This window comes from Priestia aryabhattai B8W22 (assembly GCF_000956595.1).
Classification (GTDB): Bacteria; Bacillota; Bacilli; order Bacillales; family Bacillaceae_H; genus Priestia; species Priestia aryabhattai.
Genome location: NZ_JYOO01000006.1, coordinates 115,998 through 135,960, shown reverse-complemented (window position 1 = coordinate 135,960; position 19,963 = coordinate 115,998). Strand labels below are relative to the sequence as shown.

General features: G+C 36.5%; 25 protein-coding genes. 19 read left to right on the top strand and 6 right to left on the bottom strand.

The features are described 5' to 3' along the window. Positions 1-122: 122 nt before the first annotated feature. The 8 genes from N178_RS06870 to N178_RS06835 all read left to right on the top strand — a co-directional run bounded on the left by N178_RS06870 (position 123) and on the right by N178_RS06835 (position 4,124). Positions 123-392, top strand: coding sequence for a WGxxGxxG family protein (locus N178_RS06870; RefSeq protein ID WP_045291470.1), 270 nt, complete (start codon positions 123-125; stop codon positions 390-392). A 298-nt stretch (positions 393-690) separates the two neighbouring features. Further along, a complete protein-coding gene (locus N178_RS06865) occupies positions 691-1,203 on the top strand; it encodes a DUF3231 family protein (RefSeq protein WP_045291469.1) in 513 nt (170 codons plus the stop codon). 224 nt (positions 1,204-1,427) lie between these two features. Next, on the top strand, positions 1,428-1,724 hold the full coding sequence (locus N178_RS06860) for a DUF2089 family protein (protein WP_045291467.1): 297 nt from the start codon (positions 1,428-1,430) through the stop codon (positions 1,722-1,724). A gap of 2 nt (positions 1,725-1,726) precedes the next feature. Beyond that, on the top strand, positions 1,727-1,999 hold the full coding sequence (locus tag N178_RS06855; protein ID WP_045291466.1) for a hypothetical protein: 273 nt from the start codon (positions 1,727-1,729) through the stop codon (positions 1,997-1,999). Positions 2,000-2,272: 273 nt separating this feature from the next. Further along, positions 2,273-2,734, top strand: coding sequence for a GNAT family N-acetyltransferase (locus N178_RS06850; protein WP_045291464.1), 462 nt, complete (start codon positions 2,273-2,275; stop codon positions 2,732-2,734). 49 nt (positions 2,735-2,783) lie between these two features. Beyond that, entirely contained in the window at positions 2,784-3,302 is a 519-nt protein-coding gene (locus tag N178_RS06845; protein WP_045291462.1) for a GrpB family protein, read from the top strand. After that, positions 3,295-3,573, top strand: coding sequence for a hypothetical protein (locus N178_RS06840; protein WP_045291460.1), 279 nt, complete (start codon positions 3,295-3,297; stop codon positions 3,571-3,573). Before N178_RS06845 ends, N178_RS06840 begins: the two co-directional genes overlap by 8 nt. Positions 3,574-3,725: 152 nt before the next feature. Beyond that, complete coding sequence (locus tag N178_RS06835) at positions 3,726-4,124, top strand: hypothetical protein (RefSeq protein WP_045291459.1); 399 nt, start codon at positions 3,726-3,728, stop codon at positions 4,122-4,124. Positions 4,125-4,677: 553 nt separating this feature from the next. Here N178_RS06835 and N178_RS26710 read toward each other — a convergent pair. From N178_RS26710 to N178_RS06820, 4 genes are all read right to left on the bottom strand, one after another. Next, on the bottom strand, positions 4,678-4,830 hold the full coding sequence (locus tag N178_RS26710; RefSeq protein ID WP_160297353.1) for a hypothetical protein: 153 nt from the start codon (positions 4,828-4,830) through the stop codon (positions 4,678-4,680). 20 nt (positions 4,831-4,850) lie between these two features. Then, the gene (locus N178_RS06830) at positions 4,851-5,096 is read right to left on the bottom strand and encodes a helix-turn-helix domain-containing protein (RefSeq protein WP_045291457.1); all 246 of its coding nucleotides are present in this window, start codon (positions 5,094-5,096) and stop codon (positions 4,851-4,853) included. Positions 5,097-5,106: 10 nt separating this feature from the next. Continuing rightward, on the bottom strand, positions 5,107-5,685 hold the full coding sequence (locus N178_RS06825) for a CBO0543 family protein (protein ID WP_045291455.1): 579 nt from the start codon (positions 5,683-5,685) through the stop codon (positions 5,107-5,109). A 218-nt stretch (positions 5,686-5,903) separates the two neighbouring features. After that, complete coding sequence (locus tag N178_RS06820) at positions 5,904-6,464, bottom strand: L,D-transpeptidase (RefSeq protein WP_045291453.1); 561 nt, start codon at positions 6,462-6,464, stop codon at positions 5,904-5,906. Positions 6,465-6,700: 236 nt separating this feature from the next. On the opposite strand from N178_RS06820, the gene N178_RS06815 reads away from it, so the two are divergent. Then, positions 6,701-7,186: a PaaI family thioesterase gene (locus N178_RS06815; protein ID WP_016763560.1), complete on the top strand. Its 486-nt coding sequence runs from the start codon at positions 6,701-6,703 to the stop codon at positions 7,184-7,186. 38 nt (positions 7,187-7,224) lie between these two features. Next, positions 7,225-7,473, top strand: coding sequence for a hypothetical protein (locus N178_RS06810; protein ID WP_028408089.1), 249 nt, complete (start codon positions 7,225-7,227; stop codon positions 7,471-7,473). Positions 7,474-7,556: 83 nt separating this feature from the next. Here the strand turns inward: N178_RS06810 and N178_RS25770 are convergent, their stop codons facing one another. Both N178_RS25770 and zwf read right to left on the bottom strand, forming a co-directional pair. Continuing rightward, positions 7,557-7,736 (bottom strand): hypothetical protein, encoded by a 180-nt coding sequence (locus N178_RS25770; protein WP_080890154.1) that lies wholly within the window; start codon positions 7,734-7,736, stop codon positions 7,557-7,559. Positions 7,737-7,894: 158 nt separating this feature from the next. After that, positions 7,895-9,409, bottom strand: coding sequence for a glucose-6-phosphate dehydrogenase (gene zwf / locus N178_RS06805; protein ID WP_080890151.1), 1,515 nt, complete (start codon positions 9,407-9,409; stop codon positions 7,895-7,897). Positions 9,410-9,572: 163 nt separating this feature from the next. Between zwf and hxlR the strand changes: the two genes are divergently transcribed. The 9 genes from hxlR (at position 9,573) to N178_RS06760 (ending at position 19,816) form a co-directional block, all read left to right on the top strand. Next, on the top strand, positions 9,573-9,938 hold the full coding sequence (hxlR, locus tag N178_RS06800; protein WP_013056244.1) for a transcriptional activator HxlR: 366 nt from the start codon (positions 9,573-9,575) through the stop codon (positions 9,936-9,938). Positions 9,939-10,139: 201 nt separating this feature from the next. After that, a complete protein-coding gene (hxlA, locus tag N178_RS06795) occupies positions 10,140-10,781 on the top strand; it encodes a 3-hexulose-6-phosphate synthase (RefSeq protein ID WP_045291451.1) in 642 nt (213 codons plus the stop codon). 363 nt (positions 10,782-11,144) lie between these two features. Next, positions 11,145-13,568, top strand: coding sequence for a GcvT family protein (locus tag N178_RS06790; RefSeq protein WP_045291532.1), 2,424 nt, complete (start codon positions 11,145-11,147; stop codon positions 13,566-13,568). 30 nt (positions 13,569-13,598) lie between these two features. Beyond that, positions 13,599-14,759 (top strand): N-methyl-L-tryptophan oxidase, encoded by a 1,161-nt coding sequence (solA, locus tag N178_RS06785; RefSeq protein ID WP_045291450.1) that lies wholly within the window; start codon positions 13,599-13,601, stop codon positions 14,757-14,759. 66 nt (positions 14,760-14,825) lie between these two features. Continuing rightward, positions 14,826-15,974, top strand: a complete 1,149-nt coding sequence (locus N178_RS06780; protein WP_045291448.1) for an aromatic ring-hydroxylating oxygenase subunit alpha — start codon at positions 14,826-14,828, stop codon at positions 15,972-15,974. Between the two features lie 81 nt (positions 15,975-16,055). After that, positions 16,056-17,309: a quaternary amine ABC transporter ATP-binding protein gene (locus N178_RS06775; RefSeq protein ID WP_045291446.1), complete on the top strand. Its 1,254-nt coding sequence runs from the start codon at positions 16,056-16,058 to the stop codon at positions 17,307-17,309. A gap of 2 nt (positions 17,310-17,311) precedes the next feature. Further along, complete coding sequence (locus tag N178_RS06770) at positions 17,312-18,175, top strand: ABC transporter permease (protein WP_045291444.1); 864 nt, start codon at positions 17,312-17,314, stop codon at positions 18,173-18,175. A gap of 21 nt (positions 18,176-18,196) precedes the next feature. Then, positions 18,197-19,078 (top strand): glycine betaine ABC transporter substrate-binding protein, encoded by an 882-nt coding sequence (locus N178_RS06765; RefSeq protein WP_045291442.1) that lies wholly within the window; start codon positions 18,197-18,199, stop codon positions 19,076-19,078. A 129-nt stretch (positions 19,079-19,207) separates the two neighbouring features. Next, a complete protein-coding gene (locus N178_RS06760; protein WP_045291441.1) occupies positions 19,208-19,816 on the top strand; it encodes a pyruvate kinase in 609 nt (202 codons plus the stop codon). The last annotated feature ends 147 nt before the right edge of the window (positions 19,817-19,963 follow it).

The window sequence follows — 19,963 nt, the reverse complement described above, 5'->3', positions numbered from 1 at the left end:
TTTACTCATTACTGTACTCTTATAGCATGAAATTTTTAGATACAGTCTGTAAGCTTTAGGTCATTACAGAATAGGATTTCGTGATGGGGGGACTTTATTTAATAAAGAAAGGAGGGAATAGAATGAAAAAGAAATGTTCTGTTTTATTATGTACGTTAGCTTTAACTATGATGACTTTCGGCTTACCTGTTAATGCTGAAAATAATAACGTAGATAGAGCAAATTATAATGATGACTTAAATTATAATAATGACGTAAACACTCGAAATGTCACTACAGCAACTGATACAGATGATAACAATGATTCGCCTTGGGAATTGCTTGGATTATTAGGACTAGTTGGTCTTTTTGGTCTTAAAAGAAGAGATGATCGTGAAGAAAAAGTTCGTTAATATCTATTTTGTATGAGTAGAGATAAATAGCTGTGATGAGAGCCACAATTTATAATCTCTCCAACAATTCCAAAAAAACTACCTATAGGGTAGTTTTTTTGGGTTTAATGACAAGGGTATAGTGAACGATGCTCTTTTAAACATCTTGGTTAGTTTACTTGAAATATGGAATTATATTCTTTGATGAATTAATTTTTTGATAGAAGTAGAAGAATAATAAAACAAAATTTGGAGACGTTAAACATGTGCATAGCAAGAAAGGTGGCACACTATCATGAATTTTGTAAGGAGGATAACAATGGGTATTTTAAGTGGAAATCCTACAGATGAACCGATGCATTATGGTGAGGTATTTGGAACATGGTCGTATGTTTCTACCTCAAAAGGGTTAGTATCTGGCTATCAAACATTTCTAAATCATGTAGGAGACAAGGATCTACATAAATTGGTACAAGAGACAATCGAACAGTGCCAGCAAGAAATAAAAAGCATTGAAACATTATTAAAAGAAAATGGAGTAGGTTTACCGCCAACCCCACCTGAACGACCTGAAGCTTGTTTAGATGATATTCCAGTGGGTGCACGTGTTCAAGATCCAGAAGTAGCTGCAGCAATTTCAATGAATATAGCTGCTGATCTAGTTACGTGTAGTCAATTGATTGGACAATCTATTCGGGAAGATATTGCAGCCATGTTTGCACAAATTCATATGCAAAAAGTAGCTCTTGGTGGAAAGTTCTTAAGACTTAATAAAGAAAAAGGTTGGTTAATTCCACCTCCTCTTCATAAGTCTAAAAAAACTGATTGTTGATGATTAGCTTTCTATAGAATAGAACAAGGTGTCTCTTAGTAAATAGGGATACCTTTTTTATTTCCGATAATCCGTTTTATGTTAACTAGATATCAATATTATACACATGCTAAACACTAATAAAATTAAACTTTGTTTTATTAGTGTTTTTAATTTTATTTAAAAATACTTTAACTTTATTTAAGTATATGATATATTTTAAATAAAGGAAGAGGTGGTTATATATGGATAAAAAGGACGTTCCTTCATGGATACTGTCGTTAAAAAGTGATGATTTAGAGTTTATAAGAAAGTTTGTATTAAATTCAGGTTCTTTAAAACAGCTTGCAAAAGACTACGAAGTATCCTATCCGACTGTTCGTATACGTTTAGATCGCTTAATACAAAAGATTGAAATAAATGAAGAACATGACAAAGAAGAACTAATTAACCTTGTTAAGAAGCTTGCTATTGAAGAAAGAATTAGTTTAGAAGATGCCAAGTTAATCATTGAAAAATATAAAGAAGAAAAGGAGATATAGTAATGCCTCATTTTTTAATTTTTGCACTTATATTTGCTTTTCAATACTTTTTATCTACCAGAGCTAGTGTATATTGGGGAGCTATTATCCCAGGAGCTTATCTAGCATACTGTGGGTGGATATTTACAACTCACCAAGTCAACCATCCAATAAAAGTTGTTTTATTAATGTTATTAGGTTTAGCCATGTTCCTTTTAGAATGGGAAAAAGGAAGGGAATCGTTTAAAAAGAAGCAACAAAATGAATTAAACAAAATGAAAACCCAAGATATATAAAAGGTTTTGTGTTCTTCAAAAGTGAACATATATGTTCACTTTTGAAGAACATCATGTTTATTAGAATGAACATCATGTGTTTTTCTAGATCTTGCACCATCTATGCAGCCTTTGCGTAGCAATTTTGCAATATCCTATAAGAAAAAATATGAAGATCTTTATTAAAAGCTCTCAAATAAGAGAGTTTTTTTATTTTTTGCATAAAAAACACAACTTTTTTCGAAAAACTCTCGTCTAAGTAACGAATATTGGTTAAAAGAATGGAGATTTATCATGCAAATTATTAATGTTAGAGAACATGTAGAGTATCAAGATAAAGCAATACAATACATTCAAAACAAATGGGCAAACGAAAATACTTTAAAACTTTATGAAGACTGTATTACACATAGCTTAAAAACAAATAACAGCCTTCCAATTTGGTATCTGTTAGAGAATAGAGGCGAAATTATCGGCTGTGCAGGACTTATTAGTAACGATTTCATTAGTCGTATGGATTTATGGCCATGGGTATGTGCTCTTTATATTGAAGAAGACTATCGAGGTATGTCTTTAGGAGAAAAGTTCCTTTTAAGAATTAAAGAAGATACTAAAGATGCCGGATTTGATAAACTTTATCTATGTACCAACCATATTGGATATTACGAAAAGTATGATTTCTTATATATAGGAGATGGTTATCATCCTTGGGGGAGCATCTCAAGAATATATGAAGCTAGTTTAACCAAACAATGATGTTCTTTGATAATATTGATAAGCAGTATTAAAGTAAGGAGACATACGCATGGATAAGCAAGTAATTATTGAGGAATATACATCCAACTGGGCCTTGTCTTTTCAGGAAGAGGAAAAGCTTTTGAAAGATATTATGAGTAATAAGGCCATATCAATTGAACATATTGGAAGTACATCTGTTAAGGGATTGGGTGCTAAACCAATATTAGACATTATGGTTGGAGTTTGTAACTTAGGAGAAGTAGTTGGCTTGATTGAACCACTAAATAATATTGGATATGAACATATATTTCATGAGGAGTTTCCAAATAGAAGGTTCTTTAGAAAAGGATTATGGCGAGCAGGAACACATCATTTACACATATATAAATACGAAAGCGAAGAATGGAATAATAATATTTTATTTCGAAATTATCTAAGAAAACATTTACATATACGCAATCAATATAATCAGTTGAAGATTGAGTTAGCTCAAAAATATAGTTTTGATCGAGTTGGATATACAGAAGCTAAAGCACCATTTATAACAGCAGTTATTCAGAAAGCTAAAGGCGAAATCAATGTTTGAAAGTCAGCCAACTAAACAAGATTTGATAAACAAATTAGAGAAAGTTCTTAAAGGAAATATGTCTCGAGAACAATTTAACCAATGGTCTTATAAATGGGTTCAAAACCTAGAGAGTAGAAATACCCTCTCTTTTGATGAAGAACAACTACATGAATATCTTATTTTTTTGTTGAGCATTGATTTAGAAATTGAACCAAATGTATATTTTCATGAAGATATAGAGCTAAAAGAATGGATTAAAAAGATAACATCAGGTATCCCCTTAACTTAATATAGGTATTTCAATGATTGGCGATAATCCGTTTTACGTTAACTAAAATTCTATATCCTCGATCTCATAATCAATATATATACATATAAACTAATATGGTAAAATTATTCATATTTTGTTATCAGAAACTTACGTTTTGTTGGAGGTTACTAATGAGTTACAGCGTTCCAGTGTTTTGTATATTAGTGCTTATGTGTATTATTGCAAGTCAATCTTACTTACCAAAATGGTTAAAGTGGTTGGTTGGTGTCTACTATTCTTTAGGAATATTACTTTTTAGTTATCTTCAAACTCGTTTAGCCGATAAATGGTATGTACATACTCCAGTCCCAGACGAATATTGGGATGCAAATTCAAGATTAACAGATATATTTGCTGCTTTGTTCTTTATACCCGTGTGCATACTTTCTTTAATACTATACTATAACTGGTTCAAAAAACTAAAAAAGCCCCTACATCGTGTGTATTTGGGAATTAGTGTGATCCCTGTTTTACTTATAGGTTTTATCTGTTTCTTTATGTTTGAATTCTTATATGGGTATAGACCTTAAAATTAAATTACATTCTACAATTTCAGAACTAATTGTACAAAAAAGAATCCTTTGCAAATATGCAAAGGATTTTCAAATTTATTGGAATAGGGGGAATACGTTATTAGTGTGGCCAGATTTGTAGATTCATATACATATACCTTTTAAAAAATGTTGTCATTCACTATATTTATAGAAAATAACCTTGTCTACGTTTTGTTATCCGTTAAGTAAATATTAAATTACTTCATTTATTATTAAAGTTTTACTATTTACTCAAAGTGACGACAAATTGTGGGTTTTTCTACAAGGTGTGTAAAAGGTGTAACTATTTTTAATAAAGTACTATAAAGATTACTTAAAGGAATAAAAGAAATTGATAAATTTACTTAAATAAAAAAACCTTAGTTCTGCTAAGGTTTTTTGCTTGTAGTTATATTTTTTAAAATTAATTCCCCATAAAAATAGTAGACGATATAAAAACGAAAATTACTGCTGCAACTATGATAAACGGCATCACATATTTAAGCACATTTAATTGTTCCTGTTTCTTTTCTTCTTCATTGAATAAAGATCATTCTTTTTTCATCTGCTTTCCATTGAAAACCCATGTTCCTAGATAGCCCATAACAGGTATTAAAGCAAACGCAGCACCAATTACTAAAACTAAAATTAAAAAGTTTCGTACAACATCGGTCATACCATTTAGAAAGACACTTCCGATCATTAACTCATCTCCTTTAAAGATCAACCCTCATTATTAGGTTCTCCAAACCACTTTATCATTGCATCTCTGCTGATGATCCACTCTTTCCGTTCTCTATCTGGATGGAGAAAAAATTTAATCAATCCTTCTTCAATCATTTGATTTAACTCTTCTTCTTTTTCTTTATTTAGCTTTGAAGGGCTAAACTTATTTTTTAAGCTATCTCGTCTAATTCCCCACACACAAGCTGCTTCAATAGGTGTCATATATTTTTCTATTTCTTTCACTTTTTAAATTTTACTTAGTTGTAAGATCTTGATGTTTATATAAAGAGGCTAGTTTTAGTATTAAAGCTCGAGTTACAATTCCAAGAATGATGTAATATATGAATGAATATCTGTATCTCCACTCTAAATAATTAACAAATTTGACCCACTCGCAAAAGGGTTCACCTATACATGCATATGTTAGCGCCATAATGACCTGGGCTAAAATAAAAGATTTCCATGTTCTAAAATATTGATATAACAACATGTAAGCTACAGGTACTATTGAAAAATCAAAAGGAAAGGCCCGAGGAATAATAGGTAGGAATGCAATGGGGTACTCCCAAAAACTATACTGCACACCAACTACATCTAATAAGGTTGTTGTCAAGATAATTACGGTACCAAATAACAAAATTTCTAAGATAATGTCTCGTTTAACAAGTTTAGCCCATATAACCCAAGGCACAACTAAAAAAACGACTAGTATCCACCATTCCCAAGTTAAAAACTCATTTTTTAGCCAACCATTTAATTCTAAATGATACAGCTTATCTTCTAATAAACGTATTTCCCTAAGATTTTCAAATATATTATCTATTGATATCACCCCTATATTTGAATTAAAAGCTAACAGATATTTTTGAATTCAAACTCTTTGAGCTGCCTTTTTAGTATTACCGTTTTTTAGTAATAAATTTCCATCGTAAATAAGAAAAAAACCCATGTTAAAAATTCTTCTAACACGGGTTTTCGACTTTTTTAAATGAATCAGAAATTTTGTCTAACAATTGGGGTGCAGTTCAATAACAGAATGCTGCTCAGATATTAATTGTTTTTCATCTTATAGCCTTTGAATTTATAACCGTATACGCTTGTAAGATCAACGAAGCTTTTATAAGAATACGTAATGGCAACCGGTGTGCCTACTTGGACTTTTTCATAAAGCTTTTCGATGTCTCCATTATGCATTCTCACGCACCCTTGACTCACATATTTTCCAATGCTACTTTCATTGTTATTGCCGTGGATGCCATATGTATCACCATACGTACCGTTTGCATTTAATCCTAACCAACGTTTTCCTAATAGGTTACGAGGATCGCCCCCAGGAATATGTCCCGTATAGTAAGGGCGGTTTTTAATTTTGTTTACTACTTTAAAAAAGCCAACAGATGTTTTATCCCACGTTTTTCCCGTTGCTACTGGATCAACGATTTCAATATAACCATTGTGAAAATACGCAAGCTTGTTGTAGTACTTGTTAATGATGATTAAATCTTGATTCGCTGGTTTACTTGCTGCTTCTGTTTTCTCCTGATTTACTCCACATAATGCAACCATTAATAAGGTAAGAACGGTCATTGATTTCATAAAAATGTTCTTCATAAAAACTCTCCTCTTTTTTATATTTTTATAAGAAACAAAAAAGCACCTTTCAATTAGAAAGATGCTTTCTCGTCACCATCATTTATAAATAAAAACCTAGTTAATCGATTATTTTTTAAGTGAGGCTTTTCTTCTATTATGATTTTTAGTTATTTAAGCTTGAAAATAGTCCGTTTAGTTCTAACGATTGTAGGAGAAAATGTGTTAAAATATTCCGAAAAAAGGAGTGGTGAACCATGGGAAAAGTAGTAAAAGCGATTCAAGACGAATATCCGGATGATTTTGCATGGTGTTACGGCTGCGGCCGATTAAATCAAGAAGGCTATCATTTTCGGACAGGATGGCTAGGAGAAAAAACCATTACCCTTTATACACCTAAGCCTGAACATACAGCTATACCAGGGTTTGTTTATGGAGGACTTCTTGCATCACTGATTGATTGCCATGGAACAGGCTCTGCTTCTCTTGCTCTATACCGTAAAAATGGCTACGAAATAGGAGATTCAGCAGAGCCGCCGCGGTTTGTTACCGGTTCTCTCCACGTAGATTTTAAAAAACCAACGCCGCAGGGTGAAGTACTAAAAGCAATAGGAACGGTTGAAGAAATTCACCCGAAGAAATGGAGAGTTAAAACAGAAGTATACGCAAGCGACATCATTGTTGCGACCGGAGAAGTTGTAGCAGTTGTTATGCCAAGTACGTTTAAACGAAAAGAAGACTAAAAAATGCAAAACAGTTACATAAAAAGGGAGGAAAAGGTATGGGTAAATGTAATTTAGACCACTCGGTAGAAGATGTACAGCAGAAGTTTAACTCGCAGTCACAATGGCTGCCAGAAGATATTCGCTCGTTATTTCATGAGTTTCTCGTACGAAATCCTTCGCAAACAACATTAAACGAGATGTTTCATTTGCTGAAGAAATATGATTTAGTTGATGAACAAGAAAGAAAAGAGCGAGATCGAAAAATCAAATGGCTAATATTAAATAAAGAAGATACGAAGGCTTAATTTTTTATCAATGAGTGACATTACTAGGTTTTAATAATGAATTTTTAATATTTTAAAAGAGGTTAAAATATAACGAAATGAATTCAATCTAAAGACGAACAACTAATATACATGAGCTGAACAGTTTGTGACGCCGCAGTTGATTTCCCTGCAAGACTTCGCTTTCCGCGGGCGACCGCTGAGTCTCCTCCTCGTATACGCTCCTGCGGGGTCTCACCTGTTCCGCTTTTCCCGCAGGAGTCTTCGTCTTGCTCTACAATCAACAACTAAAAGCAACTACATACAGTAAATCTACGTTTACGACCACAATGAAAAATTCGAACGAGTTGGATTCTCTATCAAGAATCTCACTTCATCGTTTGGGTCCTTCTTCAAATAAAATACTTTTATCCCAGCCTCTTTTTAACGAGATTAAAAGTAATCACCACCACTTAAACCCGTCGTCTTCTAACAAATGATTTGAAGCTGCTGGTCCCATCGTACCCGCAGGATAAAAATGGAGAGGAAAGCGTTCATCATTAAAAACTTCTAAGATAGGTTGCACCCATTTCCAAGATAATTCAACTTCTTCCCAGTGAGCAAAAAATGTGGAGTCTCCCTGTAAAGCATCAAATAACAGCAGTTCATAAGCTTCGGGTACTTCTCTTTGATTTGTTGAGAAATTGATAAAAATGGGTTCGATTTTATTGTCATTCAAAGGGTTTTTGCTGTTTAATTGCAGCGAAATACCTTCATTTGGGCTGATTTCGACAACTAAAAGGTTAGGAACGGCTTCTTTGTCTGTATAAACATCCTTTAAAGGATGTTTAAATTCAATGATGATACGCGTGCATTTTTTACTCATTCTTTTTCCTGTGCGAAGGTAGAAAGGCACTCCTTTCCAAAGCTCATGATCAATCCATACCCGGACTGCTATAAATGTGTCATTAACGGAAGAAGCATTGATGCCGGGCTCTTCTTTATATCCTATAACTGAATGATCTTGGATTTTCCCCGCTTCGTATTGACCTCTTATGACATTCGAATGGATAAACTCTTTTTGCAGAGGACGAAGGCTTTTCATAATTTTTATCTTTTCCTGTCGGATTTTTGCGATATTAAGCGTCTTTGGCAGCTGCATAGCAGTCATCATAAGCATTTGAAGCATATGGTTTTGGAGCATGTCCCTAGTCGCACCGGCCTGATCATAGTAATGCGCCCTTTCTTCTACACCAACTGTTTCACTAGCTGTAATTTGAACGTTTGCAACGTAGTGATGATTCCATAATGCTTGTAAAATAGGGTTTGCAGATGCTAAAGCTTCCAAGTTTTGAATCATTGGTTTTCCAAGATAATGGTCGATACGATAAATCTCTTCCTCTTTGAACGTTTGAGTAAGCTTTTGATTTAACACTTGAGCAGATTGTAAATCGTGTCCGAAAGGCTTTTCGATAATAAGACGTTTCCAGCCTTTTGTAGATCCTAATCCGCCGCTATTTATATTTGAAGCAATAACGTCTACAAATTCAGGAGCCACTGATAAATAGAAAAGACGATTTTCAGGAATATTTAATTCTGCTTCGCCTTCTTGAATAGCGTGCAGCAACTGGTCATATCCATCACTATTGGTAACATCCATTTTATGATAGCGAACTGTCTTAAGAAATTCTTTTATCTTGGATTCACCTTGCCTAAAGCGCCTTGAAAAAGTCTTTACTGATTCTTCTACATATATTTGAAAGGCATCATCAGACCAGTTGCTTCTACCTGTACCAACAATAGAAAAGGAAGAAGGCAGCTTTTTATCCAAAAATAAATTATATAAGGCGGGAAAAATTTTTCTTTTAGCTAAATCTCCTGTTGATCCAAATAAGATAAAGGTCATGGAATCCACTTCTAACGCTTGTGATGAATGAGACTTGAGACAATTACCACGTGAACGAGCTACACTGCCCAATTGATTTCCTCCTTTATTTTAACAGTCTATTGCATTGAATATAGCCTTTTACCATCTTTACAGATTAAAGTATAGCAGGTACAATTTTCCTTTATAAGTAGACACTTTATTTTCATATAGTGTCTAAAACTATACTATTACGCATAAAAGGGAGGAAAAAGAATTGAGCAGACTTTTTAGCAAAACGTTTAACTGTGAAAAGGAATTAACGTTAACGATTATTGGAGGCAAGTGGAAAATGTTGATTATGTGGCACCTGGGAAAAGAAGGGACGAAACGATTTGGGGAGTTAAAGTCCATGATGCCGGGAATTACTCAGCGAATGTTAGTAAGTCAGCTGCGAGAATTAGAAGAAGATCAAATCGTTCACCGAAAAGTCTATCCGGTTGTCCCTCCAAAAGTTGAATATTCCTTGACTGAACACGGGAGAAGCTTAATGCCCATCCTTGAGAGCATGGACGAGTGGGGAAAAAATTATATGGAAACCGTTATAGAACCTGAAATGAATAATTCTAGCCATATGGGTTAAAATCTTTTGTTGAAAAGAATAAAACTACCCTTATTATTCAGAATTTTCTAAAATAAAAACGAATGATACGCTGCATTGAAGCGTCCATAGTATATTTTTAGTGACTATATGTTTTAAAAGTGCCTACTTTTTTTTTGAAAGTAACGGTTTTACAATGAATTCATGCTAGACAACCCCATTTAATGAAGGAGTGAAGTAGGTATGGAACTTCAATTAGCATTGGATCTTGTAAATATTTCAGAGGCAAAAGAAGTAGTGCAGGAGGTTCAAGAGTATATCGATATTGTAGAAATTGGAACTCCAGTTGTGATTAACGAAGGGCTAAGAGCAGTCAAAGAAATCAAGGAAGCCTTTCCGTCTTTAAAGGTATTAGCTGATTTGAAAATTATGGATGCAGGTGCTTATGAAGTAATGAAAGCTTCTGAAGCGGGGGCTAGTATTATTACCATTCTTGGCGCTACTGATGATTCGACTATAAAAGGCGCTGTAGAAGAGGCCAAAAAACAAGGAACACAAATTCTTGTTGATATGATTAATGTAAAAAACCTTGAGCAACGTGCAAAAGAAGTCGATGCACTCGGTGTTGACTATATTTGTGTACACACAGGGTATGATCTTCAAGCTGAAGGAGAAACCCCGTTCGAGCAGCTTCAAACGATTAAACGAGTTGTGAAAAATGCAAAAACAGCGGTGGCAGGAGGTATTAAACTGAATACACTTCCTGAGGTCGTGCAGTCACAGCCGGATCTTGTGATTGTAGGCGGGGGGATTACAAGTGAAAAAGACAAAAGAAACGTTGCAGAAGAAATGAAAAAAGTAGTCAAACAAGCAACTTTGGTCTAAAAATAAGCAAAAGTATTTAAGCCTTCAAAATTAATTAATCGGTAAATGGTTTAAAAAGAAGATAGCTAAGTTATTTTAGCTATCTTCTTTCCGTCATTTTTAGTATAACCATTCATTCATAAGAGCCATTTTGACAGATAGATAGTTTCTTTAAAATTCGTTATTCCAAAGAAAAAAACGGCGATTTTTCAGGGATTTTAAAGTTAAGAAAGCGTTATCCGAACATTAACGAAAGAAAGTGCAGAAAAAATCTATGTCACACTTTTTAACAAAATACTTTGAAAATTAAGAAATTTAAAAATATAATTGACTATCGACAATATTTAACATCTTTGAATTAAAAAAGGAGGGAGATATGTAGTGATGGAACATAAGAGGATAGTAGTAATAGGCGCTGGAATTGTCGGGTGCAGCATTGCCTATTATTTAAGTAAAATGGGGCAAAGAAACATAACAGTGATTGAGCAAGGCCCTTTGTTTGAAACAGGAGGATCTACTTCTCACGCTCCAGGGCTTGTATTTCAGCTTAGCTTTTCAAAAATCCTGACAACGTTGGCTTCTCAAACAGTCGAAACCTTCAAAGAGTTGAGTATGGAGGAACAGTGCTCTTTTTATCCTGTCGGCAGTTTAGAAGTTGCCCGTACACCAGAGCGATTAGAAGATCTAAAGAGAAAGGCTGGTGTTGCCAGCTCATGGGGCATCGAAGCTTTTCTTCTTTCACCGCAGGAATGCGCGGAAAAAAATTCGCTGATTTGTCCTGAGCGTATTTGCGGAGGTCTCTATGTTCCGTCAGACGGTATTGCCAAACCTTTGCATGCCGTTGATAAAATGACTCGTTTTTCTAAAGAGTGTGGAGTAGAATTTTACGGTCATACAGAAGTGACGAATATTGAAGTGGAAAATGGTCAAGTAAAGGCAGTGTACACGAGCACTGGAAAATTTGAAGCAGATGTAATCGTGTGCTGTGCCGGATTTTGGGGACCTCGCATCGGAGAAATGGTCGGTGTAACGATTCCTCTTCAGCCGATGGCTCATCAATATGTGTTTACAAATGATTTACTTGAATTAAACGGAGAAACGGAAGAAGCCGCGACTCCTCTTATTCGAGATCAGGATAATGCAATTTATTTTCGTCAGGTAGAGAAAGGGCTTGGGATTGGATCATATCAGCATGAGCCGTTTCCAGTCGAACTCAGTGATATTACAAAATACGGAGAAACAAAAGAAATGCCTTCTATCAAACCTTTTACGTCGAAGGATTTTGAAAAGCCATGGGAAGATGCACTAGAGTTAATTCCGGCATTAAAACAAGTGGGGATAAAAAAAGGAATGAACGGTATCTTTTCTTTCACACCCGATGGGATGCCGCTGCTTGGAGAATCACAAGAGGTAAAGGGATTTTGGATAGCAGAAGCCATATGGGTAACCCACTCTGCAGGTGTCGCTAGGCAAATGGCTGAATGGATGATGAATGGTGCACCGACTGTGGATTTAGAGCTATGCGATATTAATCGTTTTGATACGTATGCATGCAGCCCTGCTTATTACAAACAGCGGTCTATTGAAGAGTACGAAGAAGTTTATAGCATTCATCATCCATTTATGCAGCGAAAAGTATCACGAAACATGCGCGTAAGTCCATTTTATATGCGTCAGCAAGAACTAAAAGCGTATTTTAACGAAAAAGCGGGTTGGGAGCAGCCACAGTGGTATGAAGCTAACTATCCGCTTATATCTACTTATGAAAAGATGATGGTAATAAGAAATGGATGGGCTGCTGAATATTGGTCACCTATTATTGAGGCTGAACATTTGCATACTCGTCAGCACGCAGCTCTTTACGATACAACGGCAGCAAAGAAAAGGTTAGAAATCAAAGGAGAAGGAGCTCTCCAGTTTTTACAGAAGCTAACGACAGGAAATATAGACATTGCAGTAGGTCAAAGCATACGCACGTGTATGTTGCATGAGCGAGGCGGCATAAAAGATCAAATAACGGTTATTCGCAAAAATATATCCACTTTCTTGATTGTTTGTACGGGAGCTGTAGAAGCAAGCTGGATTCAAAAACACGTGCCACAAAGTAATCAAGTTGTTTTCCAAGATGTAACGTCAGGGACATGCAGTGTAGCATTAATTGGCCCTAAAGCTACAGAAGTAATGGAGTCGGTGGTTCAACGCTCAGACCTTAGTGGTACTTGGATTCAAGGGCAAGCGAAAACGCTGTTTATCGGAAATGTTTCAGTTCTTGCGCTGCGTAATTCCTGCGGGGAAATGGAGAGCTGGGAATTGATTACGACTTCCGATCAAGGCCTGAATTTATGGGATTTATTAATTGAACAAGGACGGCCTTATCAGCTGATTACCGGAGGAGACCGAGCTCTTGAAAACCTTCGAATTGAATCTCTTTCGTTAAAAAGCGGAAAAGACTTTTGGAGCGAACATCATCCATATGAAGTCAACCTTTATGGAATGGTGGATTTAACAAAATCATTTTTTATTGGAAAAGAGGCATTGCTTGATCGTCAGAGAAAAGATTCTGAAACAGTATTAGCAACGCTTATATTAGAGGACCCTTCAGCAATAGTAATGGGATATGAACCAGTATTTTATGGAGAAACGGCCCTCGGATTTGTGACAAGCGCTGGCTATTCATACAGCTTAGGGAAAGGAATTGTACACACCTTATTATCTCAAGCTGTAAATGAAGAAATGGTTTTAGAAGTTGAATACTTTGGACAGCGTTATAAAGCAACAATGATGACACACTCCCCAGCAGTAGTTTAATTAATAATTTGAAATGTAGGAGGAATGCATATGTCAACACATTATGATGTCATTATTATTGGGTTAGGAGCTATGGGGAGTACAGCTGCTTATCAACTCGCCAAAAAAGGCCAGCGGGTATTGGGGTTAGAACAGTTCGGTCCCGCCCATGACCTAGGATCAAGTCACGGTGGTTCTAGAATCATTCGGCAGTCTTATTTTGAAGACCCTGCTTACGTTCCATTATTGCTTCGCGCCTACGAATTGTGGAATGAAATTGAAAGAGAAAGCGGTCAAGAAATCCTTACCGTTACCGGTGGACTTATGATGGGCCCTCCTGATAGCTTGACGGTCTCTGGAAGTATTGAAAGTTCTAAAAAGTGGAACCTTGCTTATGAGATTCTAGAAGCGAAGGATATTTACAAACGGTTTCCGGCGTTTACACCTTCACCTAACACTATTGCTTTATATGAAGAAAGAGCTGGATTCGTTAGGCCGGAAGCAAGCGTATATACTCACCTTCTTCAAGCAGAAAAATACGGAGCTGAGCTTCATTTTTTTGAAGAAGTAGAGTTATGGGAAGCCCATCCTTCTGGTGAAGGCGTGCGCGTTGTAACAGCTAATGGAACATATGAAGCTGGAAAAATCATTATTTCTGCAGGCGCTTGGGCACCAGATTTATTAAGGGATTTAGGTGTTAGCTTACAAGTAGAGCGTCATGTGCAAATGTTTTTTGAACCAACACAAGGAATAGACGTTTTTTCAGTGGGAAAACAGCCGATTTATATTTGGGAAGCAGATGATTATGTACAGTTGTATGGTTTCCCTTCCTTTGGATTAAAGGCTGAAGGAGCAAAAGTGGCATTTTTCCGAAAAGGAACGGCGTGTACGCCGGAAACGATTGATCGAAATATATATGAAGATGAAGTGAACATGATGCGGCACTATCTAGCTCAAGGTCTTCCACAGCTTAACGGCCGATTTTTACAAGGGAAAACGTGCATGTATACTAATACTCCAGATGAACATTTTGTCATTTCACTGCATCCAGAATATCCTCAAGTAGCGATTGCAGCAGGGTTTTCTGGACATGGGTTTAAGTTTGCAAGCGTAGTAGGAGAGATTTTAGCAGATTTAGTGACAGAGGGAAAAACCAATCATCCAATCGATTTGTTTACGCCGCAGCGTTTTGCAACTAATAAAATAGTATAAATCGTTGTCAGCTCTTGCGAATGGTTCTATTTAAATGTTTCTAAAGAAGCGAAGGAGGAATAGCAGATGGTTATGGAACATGGTTTAGTAAATGATAAAGGGAGACTTGAACCCACGTTGAAAGGAGAGTTGTATACATCTTCGGACATTTTTAAGTTAGAAAAAGATTATATATTTTCTAAATCATGGAGTTTAGTTGCATTTGAATATGAAATAGCAGAACCAGGACAATATATTACGACGAGAGTTGAAGGGGAAAATATTCTCATTACTAGAGGAAAAGATCATGTACTGCGTGGATTCTTGAACGTATGTCGGCATCGAGGAGCTAAGCTGTGCAGCCAAGCATCGGGTAAAACGGGCGTCATTCGCTGTCCGTATCATTCGTGGAGCTATAGCTTAGATGGTAATTTAGTAGGTGTTCCTAATACAAGCCACTGTCGAGAAGAACTCGTGCATAACGAAAGTTACGGACTAACATCTGTTCACATTGAAGTGTGGCACGGCATGGTTTGGGTTAATTTATCAGACAATCCTATGTCTGTTGAATATCAGCTAGATACACAAATTCTTGATCGTTTTGGCGAGCTCTATACGTTTGCGAGATATGAAATTCAAAATCTAAAATCCGCTCATCGTGAAGAATATGAAGTCGAGGCAAACTGGAAGCTTATTGTAGAAAACTTTCAAGAGTGTTATCACTGTTCCTCCATTCACCCTGAGCTTACAGCAACGCTGCCTGAATTTCGTTCAGGAGTCGGTACTCAAAATTCAGTAGGAGGTGGAGCTAAGTTTGGTGATGAATTAGAAGCTTTTTCAATCAGCGGGCAAGGAAGCCGTCCCATGTTAAAAGGATTGCTTCCTGAAGACGACCGCACGTATTTTGGCATTACCGTTCTGCCGCTTGTATTTATCAATTTAACACCGGATCACGTTATTATTCATCGTATTATTCCAATCAGTGCGGAAAAGTCTAAAGTGATTTGTGAATGGTTATTCGACCCGGAAGAAATGGCTAAGCCTGATTTTGACCCGAAAGATGCCGTGGAATTATTTCACCGCGTTAATTTACAAGACTTTGAAGCCTGTGAGTGGTGTCAAGAAAATATGAGTTCAAAATCTTATAAAGAAGGAGGGATTTTAGTACCTATCGAACAGCACGTTTCGCATTTTTACAATTACGTATTAGAAGCAATCGGTATGAAGGTCGAATAGTAAATAGAAGCGGTCTGGCACATCATCTCGGTGTGTCAGACCATCTCTAACAATCTACTTTAAAAATAAGGGGGAAATAAATTGAGTACAAGCTCTAAACTAACAGAACCCATTATCCGCGTTACCGATGTTTCAAAAGTGTTTGGCTATCAAAAAGAACAGGCTCTTAAGCTGAGAGAAGCTGGACAAAGTAAATATGAAGTCGAACAAGCTACTAAGACAACCGTTGCTATTTACAATGCTCATTTCGAAGTGAAAAAGGGAGAAACCTTTGTGTTAATTGGATTATCAGGAAGCGGAAAATCTACTTTGCTTCGATGCTTGAACGGGCTTGTAGAACCAACAGAAGGGACGGTATATCTAGAAAACACAGATATTTCTCATATGCCAAAAAGACAGCTTCAGGAAGTCCGGAGAAATAAAATTGGGATGGTCTTTCAAAATGTGGGCCTCCTTCCAAACCGCACTGTGATTGACAACATTACGTTCGGTCTAGAGATACAAGGCGTATCAGCAAACGAAAGAGAAAAGCGAGGGAAACAGGCGCTTGAAATGGTGGGCTTAAATGGACAAGCTTATAAAAGAATTTATGAATTATCAGGAGGTATGCAGCAGCGAGTTGGATTAGCGAGAGCCCTTGCTTCTGAACAAGAGATTTTGCTGATGGATGAGCCTTTTTCGGCGTTAGATCCTCTTATTCGAAGAGATATGCAAAAGCTATTTCTTGATATTCAAGGAGAAGTACAGAAAACAGTTATCTTTGTAACGCATGATCTGGATGAAGCATTAACTTTAGGGCACCGGGCTGCCGTAATGAAAGACGGAGAGATTGTACAGCTTGGAACCGCTGAAGATATTTTAAGTCAACCGGCAACCGATTATGTAAAACTGCTTGTTCAAGACGTTAATTACGGCAAAATTCGCCTTGCTAAAGACGTGGTGGTTCCGGTAGAAACGGCTGCCTACGAGTATGAATCACCACAAGTCATATTAAGAAGAATGAGAACCAATCATTTATCTGCGATTTTTGTTCTTGATAGTTCTGACCGCTTATTAGGTATGATGAGCATCTATACAGTGATGGAGCTTATTGAAGCTCATAAGCATGATTTAAAAGGAAAAGGATTGACACAGCCGCACTGCGTCAATCCTGATATGTCTTTACAAGAAATGATTCCTCTATTTACAGACAGTCATTCGCCTGTAGTCATTGTTGATAATCATCACCGCCTACAAGGTATGATTTCCCCGAGCACTCTTATTGCAAATCTCACTGAACGTACTGCAGTGACCGAGCAGCAAGAAGGTAAATCATATCAAGTGGAGGTCAGGTAAATATGATGGTGAATGCTGCGATGATTCCTCGTATTCCTTTAGATAAATGGGCAAATTCATTTGTTGATTACATGATTGATAGTTTTTCAGGTGTATTTACTGGAATCAACCAGATAATGACCAGTTTAATCACCAGCCTTGAATGGACATTGACAGCCTCTCCTCCGCTAGTAACTGTCATTGTTTTTGTTCTATTAGCGCTATGGTTAACAGATTGGAAGATAGCTGTATTTACGTGTTTTGGTTTACTTCTTATTATTAGCTTGGATCTATGGGAAGCATCGATGCTGACCTTATCTCTCGTTTTAGCTTCTACTATTATTTCACTTCTATTCGGCGTTCCTTTAGGCATATTATCACACCGATTTAACAAAGTGGGAGCAGTCATAAAGCCGATTCTTGATATTATGCAAACAATGCCTGCTTTTGTTTATTTAATTCCGTCCGTACTTTTATTTGGATTAGGGAATGTTACAGCTCTTATTGCTACGTTTATTTTCGCAATGCCCCCTGCCGTTCGTCTGACGCTGCTTGGGCTTCAGCAGGTTCCACACACCACTTTAGAAGCGGCAGAAGCTTTTGGAGCAACGGAATGGCAAAAATTAATTAAAGTACAGCTGCCGCTGGCTTTGCCTATGATTATGTCGGGTGTAAACCAAGTTATTATGTTATCTCTTTCTATGGTTGTTATTTCTTCAATGGTCGGTGCGGGCGGCTTAGGTGCGGAGGTATTGCGAAGCATCAGTATGCTAGATGTAGGCTTAGGGTTTATCGGTGGGATTGCGGTTGTTATTATTGCCGTTATTTTAGATCGTTTAACGCATCTTTCTACTCAAAAAAGCCGAGATATTCAATCAAGCAAATAAAATGGATAAAGGTGGGAGTATATGAAATATTCAAAAAAAATTTCTTTTATTATGCTAACAATCTCCATCATGCTGCTTGTCTCTGCATGCGGCAATAGTAATACGGCAAGCGGAACGACGACTAAAAAAGAAATTACAATGGGATACATACCATGGGACGAAGCCGTAGCTGTTACGTTTCTATGGAAGGAATTATTAGAGGAAAAAGGCTATAAAGTCAAAGCAGTTCAAAGCGATGTAGCTCCGCTTTTCTCAGGAGTTGCTCAAGGAAATATTGATTTGTTTTTGGATGTATGGATGCCTACCACCCACAGTTCTTATATGAAAAGATTCGGAAAGCAAGTAGACGTTCTTGGCACTTGGTACGACCAGGCAGATAGCGGACTGGCCGTTCCTGACTACGTAGACGTGCAGTCGATAAGTGATTTAAAAAATAAGAAAAAGGAGTTTAACGGAAAGATTATTAGTATTGAACCAGGATCTGGAATCAACGGTCTTACTAAAGATCATGCCATGCCAAGCTATGGGTTAACAGATTGGAATTTAGTAGAAAGCAGTACAGCCGCCATGTTATCGGAATTAGATAAAGCCATTGCTAATAAAGAACCCATTGTTGTTACGTTATGGCGCCCGCACTGGGCTTTTGAAAAGTATAATCTCAGATATTTAAAAGATCCGAAAAATACGATGAATCCAACTGGACCTGAAAAAATACAGTCGATTAGCAAAAAGACCTTTAAAAAAGATTATCCAGAAGCTGCAAAATGGATGAAAGATTTTTCTATTAGTGCCGAGCAACTAGCATCTTTGGAATCAGAAATTAACAGTGCAAAAGACGAAACAAAAGGCGTGAAAAACTGGATTTCTAAAAATAAGAAAGTGACGGAAAGCTGGGTAAAGTAATAAAAGGGCTGTCTCTTAGGCAAGTTATTGACTAAGAGGCATTTTTTTGTGGTGGTATACCTATTTTTGTATAAAGCTTATCTCTTTTATGAAAATGGGCATCCTACATTAAAAGGATGGTGAAAGGCAGTGGCAATCGATAGAATCTGTACAATTGGACCTGCTAGTAATAAAAAAGATGTACTAGAGAGACTGTTGGGAAAAGGAATGACAATTGCTCGACTGAATTTATCTCATGGGTCGCATGAAAGTCATAAAACAATTATAGATACGTTAAGGTCTTTAAATTCCTCTATTCAAATTTTAGGAGATTTACAAGGTCCTAAAATTAGACTTGGAGTGATAAAGTCAAAAGAAGTAGTGTTAAAAGAAGGCGATGGAATTATGATTGCACGAGGAGATTTAGGAGTAGAGCTGCCTTATGAATGGATTCCTTTGCTCCAAAAAATATTAATTCATGAATGCCGGATGCAAAACAAGTATGTGATCACAGCGACACAAATGCTTCAATCAATGGTGCGCAGCGCAATTCCTACAAGGGCTGAGGTGACAGATGTATTTCAGGCAGTACTTGATGGTACCAATGCAGTGATGCTTTCTGGTGAAACTGCCGCTGGAAAATATCCGATTGAAAGTATGGAAACGCTTTATAAAATATCACATTTTGCTGAAACTCTTCAAAATAAGAACCTAGCGAGTCTCTCAAAGATTTTGGCAATGTTAAAGAGCTCGAGATAAAAAGTACAGCAAGTAGATATGTAAGTTTAAAAAATATATTTAAATTAAAAAAAGTGGCAAGGCTTTCTATTCTCCAAGTACAATTTAAATAATGAATGCTTTACGTTTCGCATGTAAGTATTTATTTATACCTATGTTGTCATAATT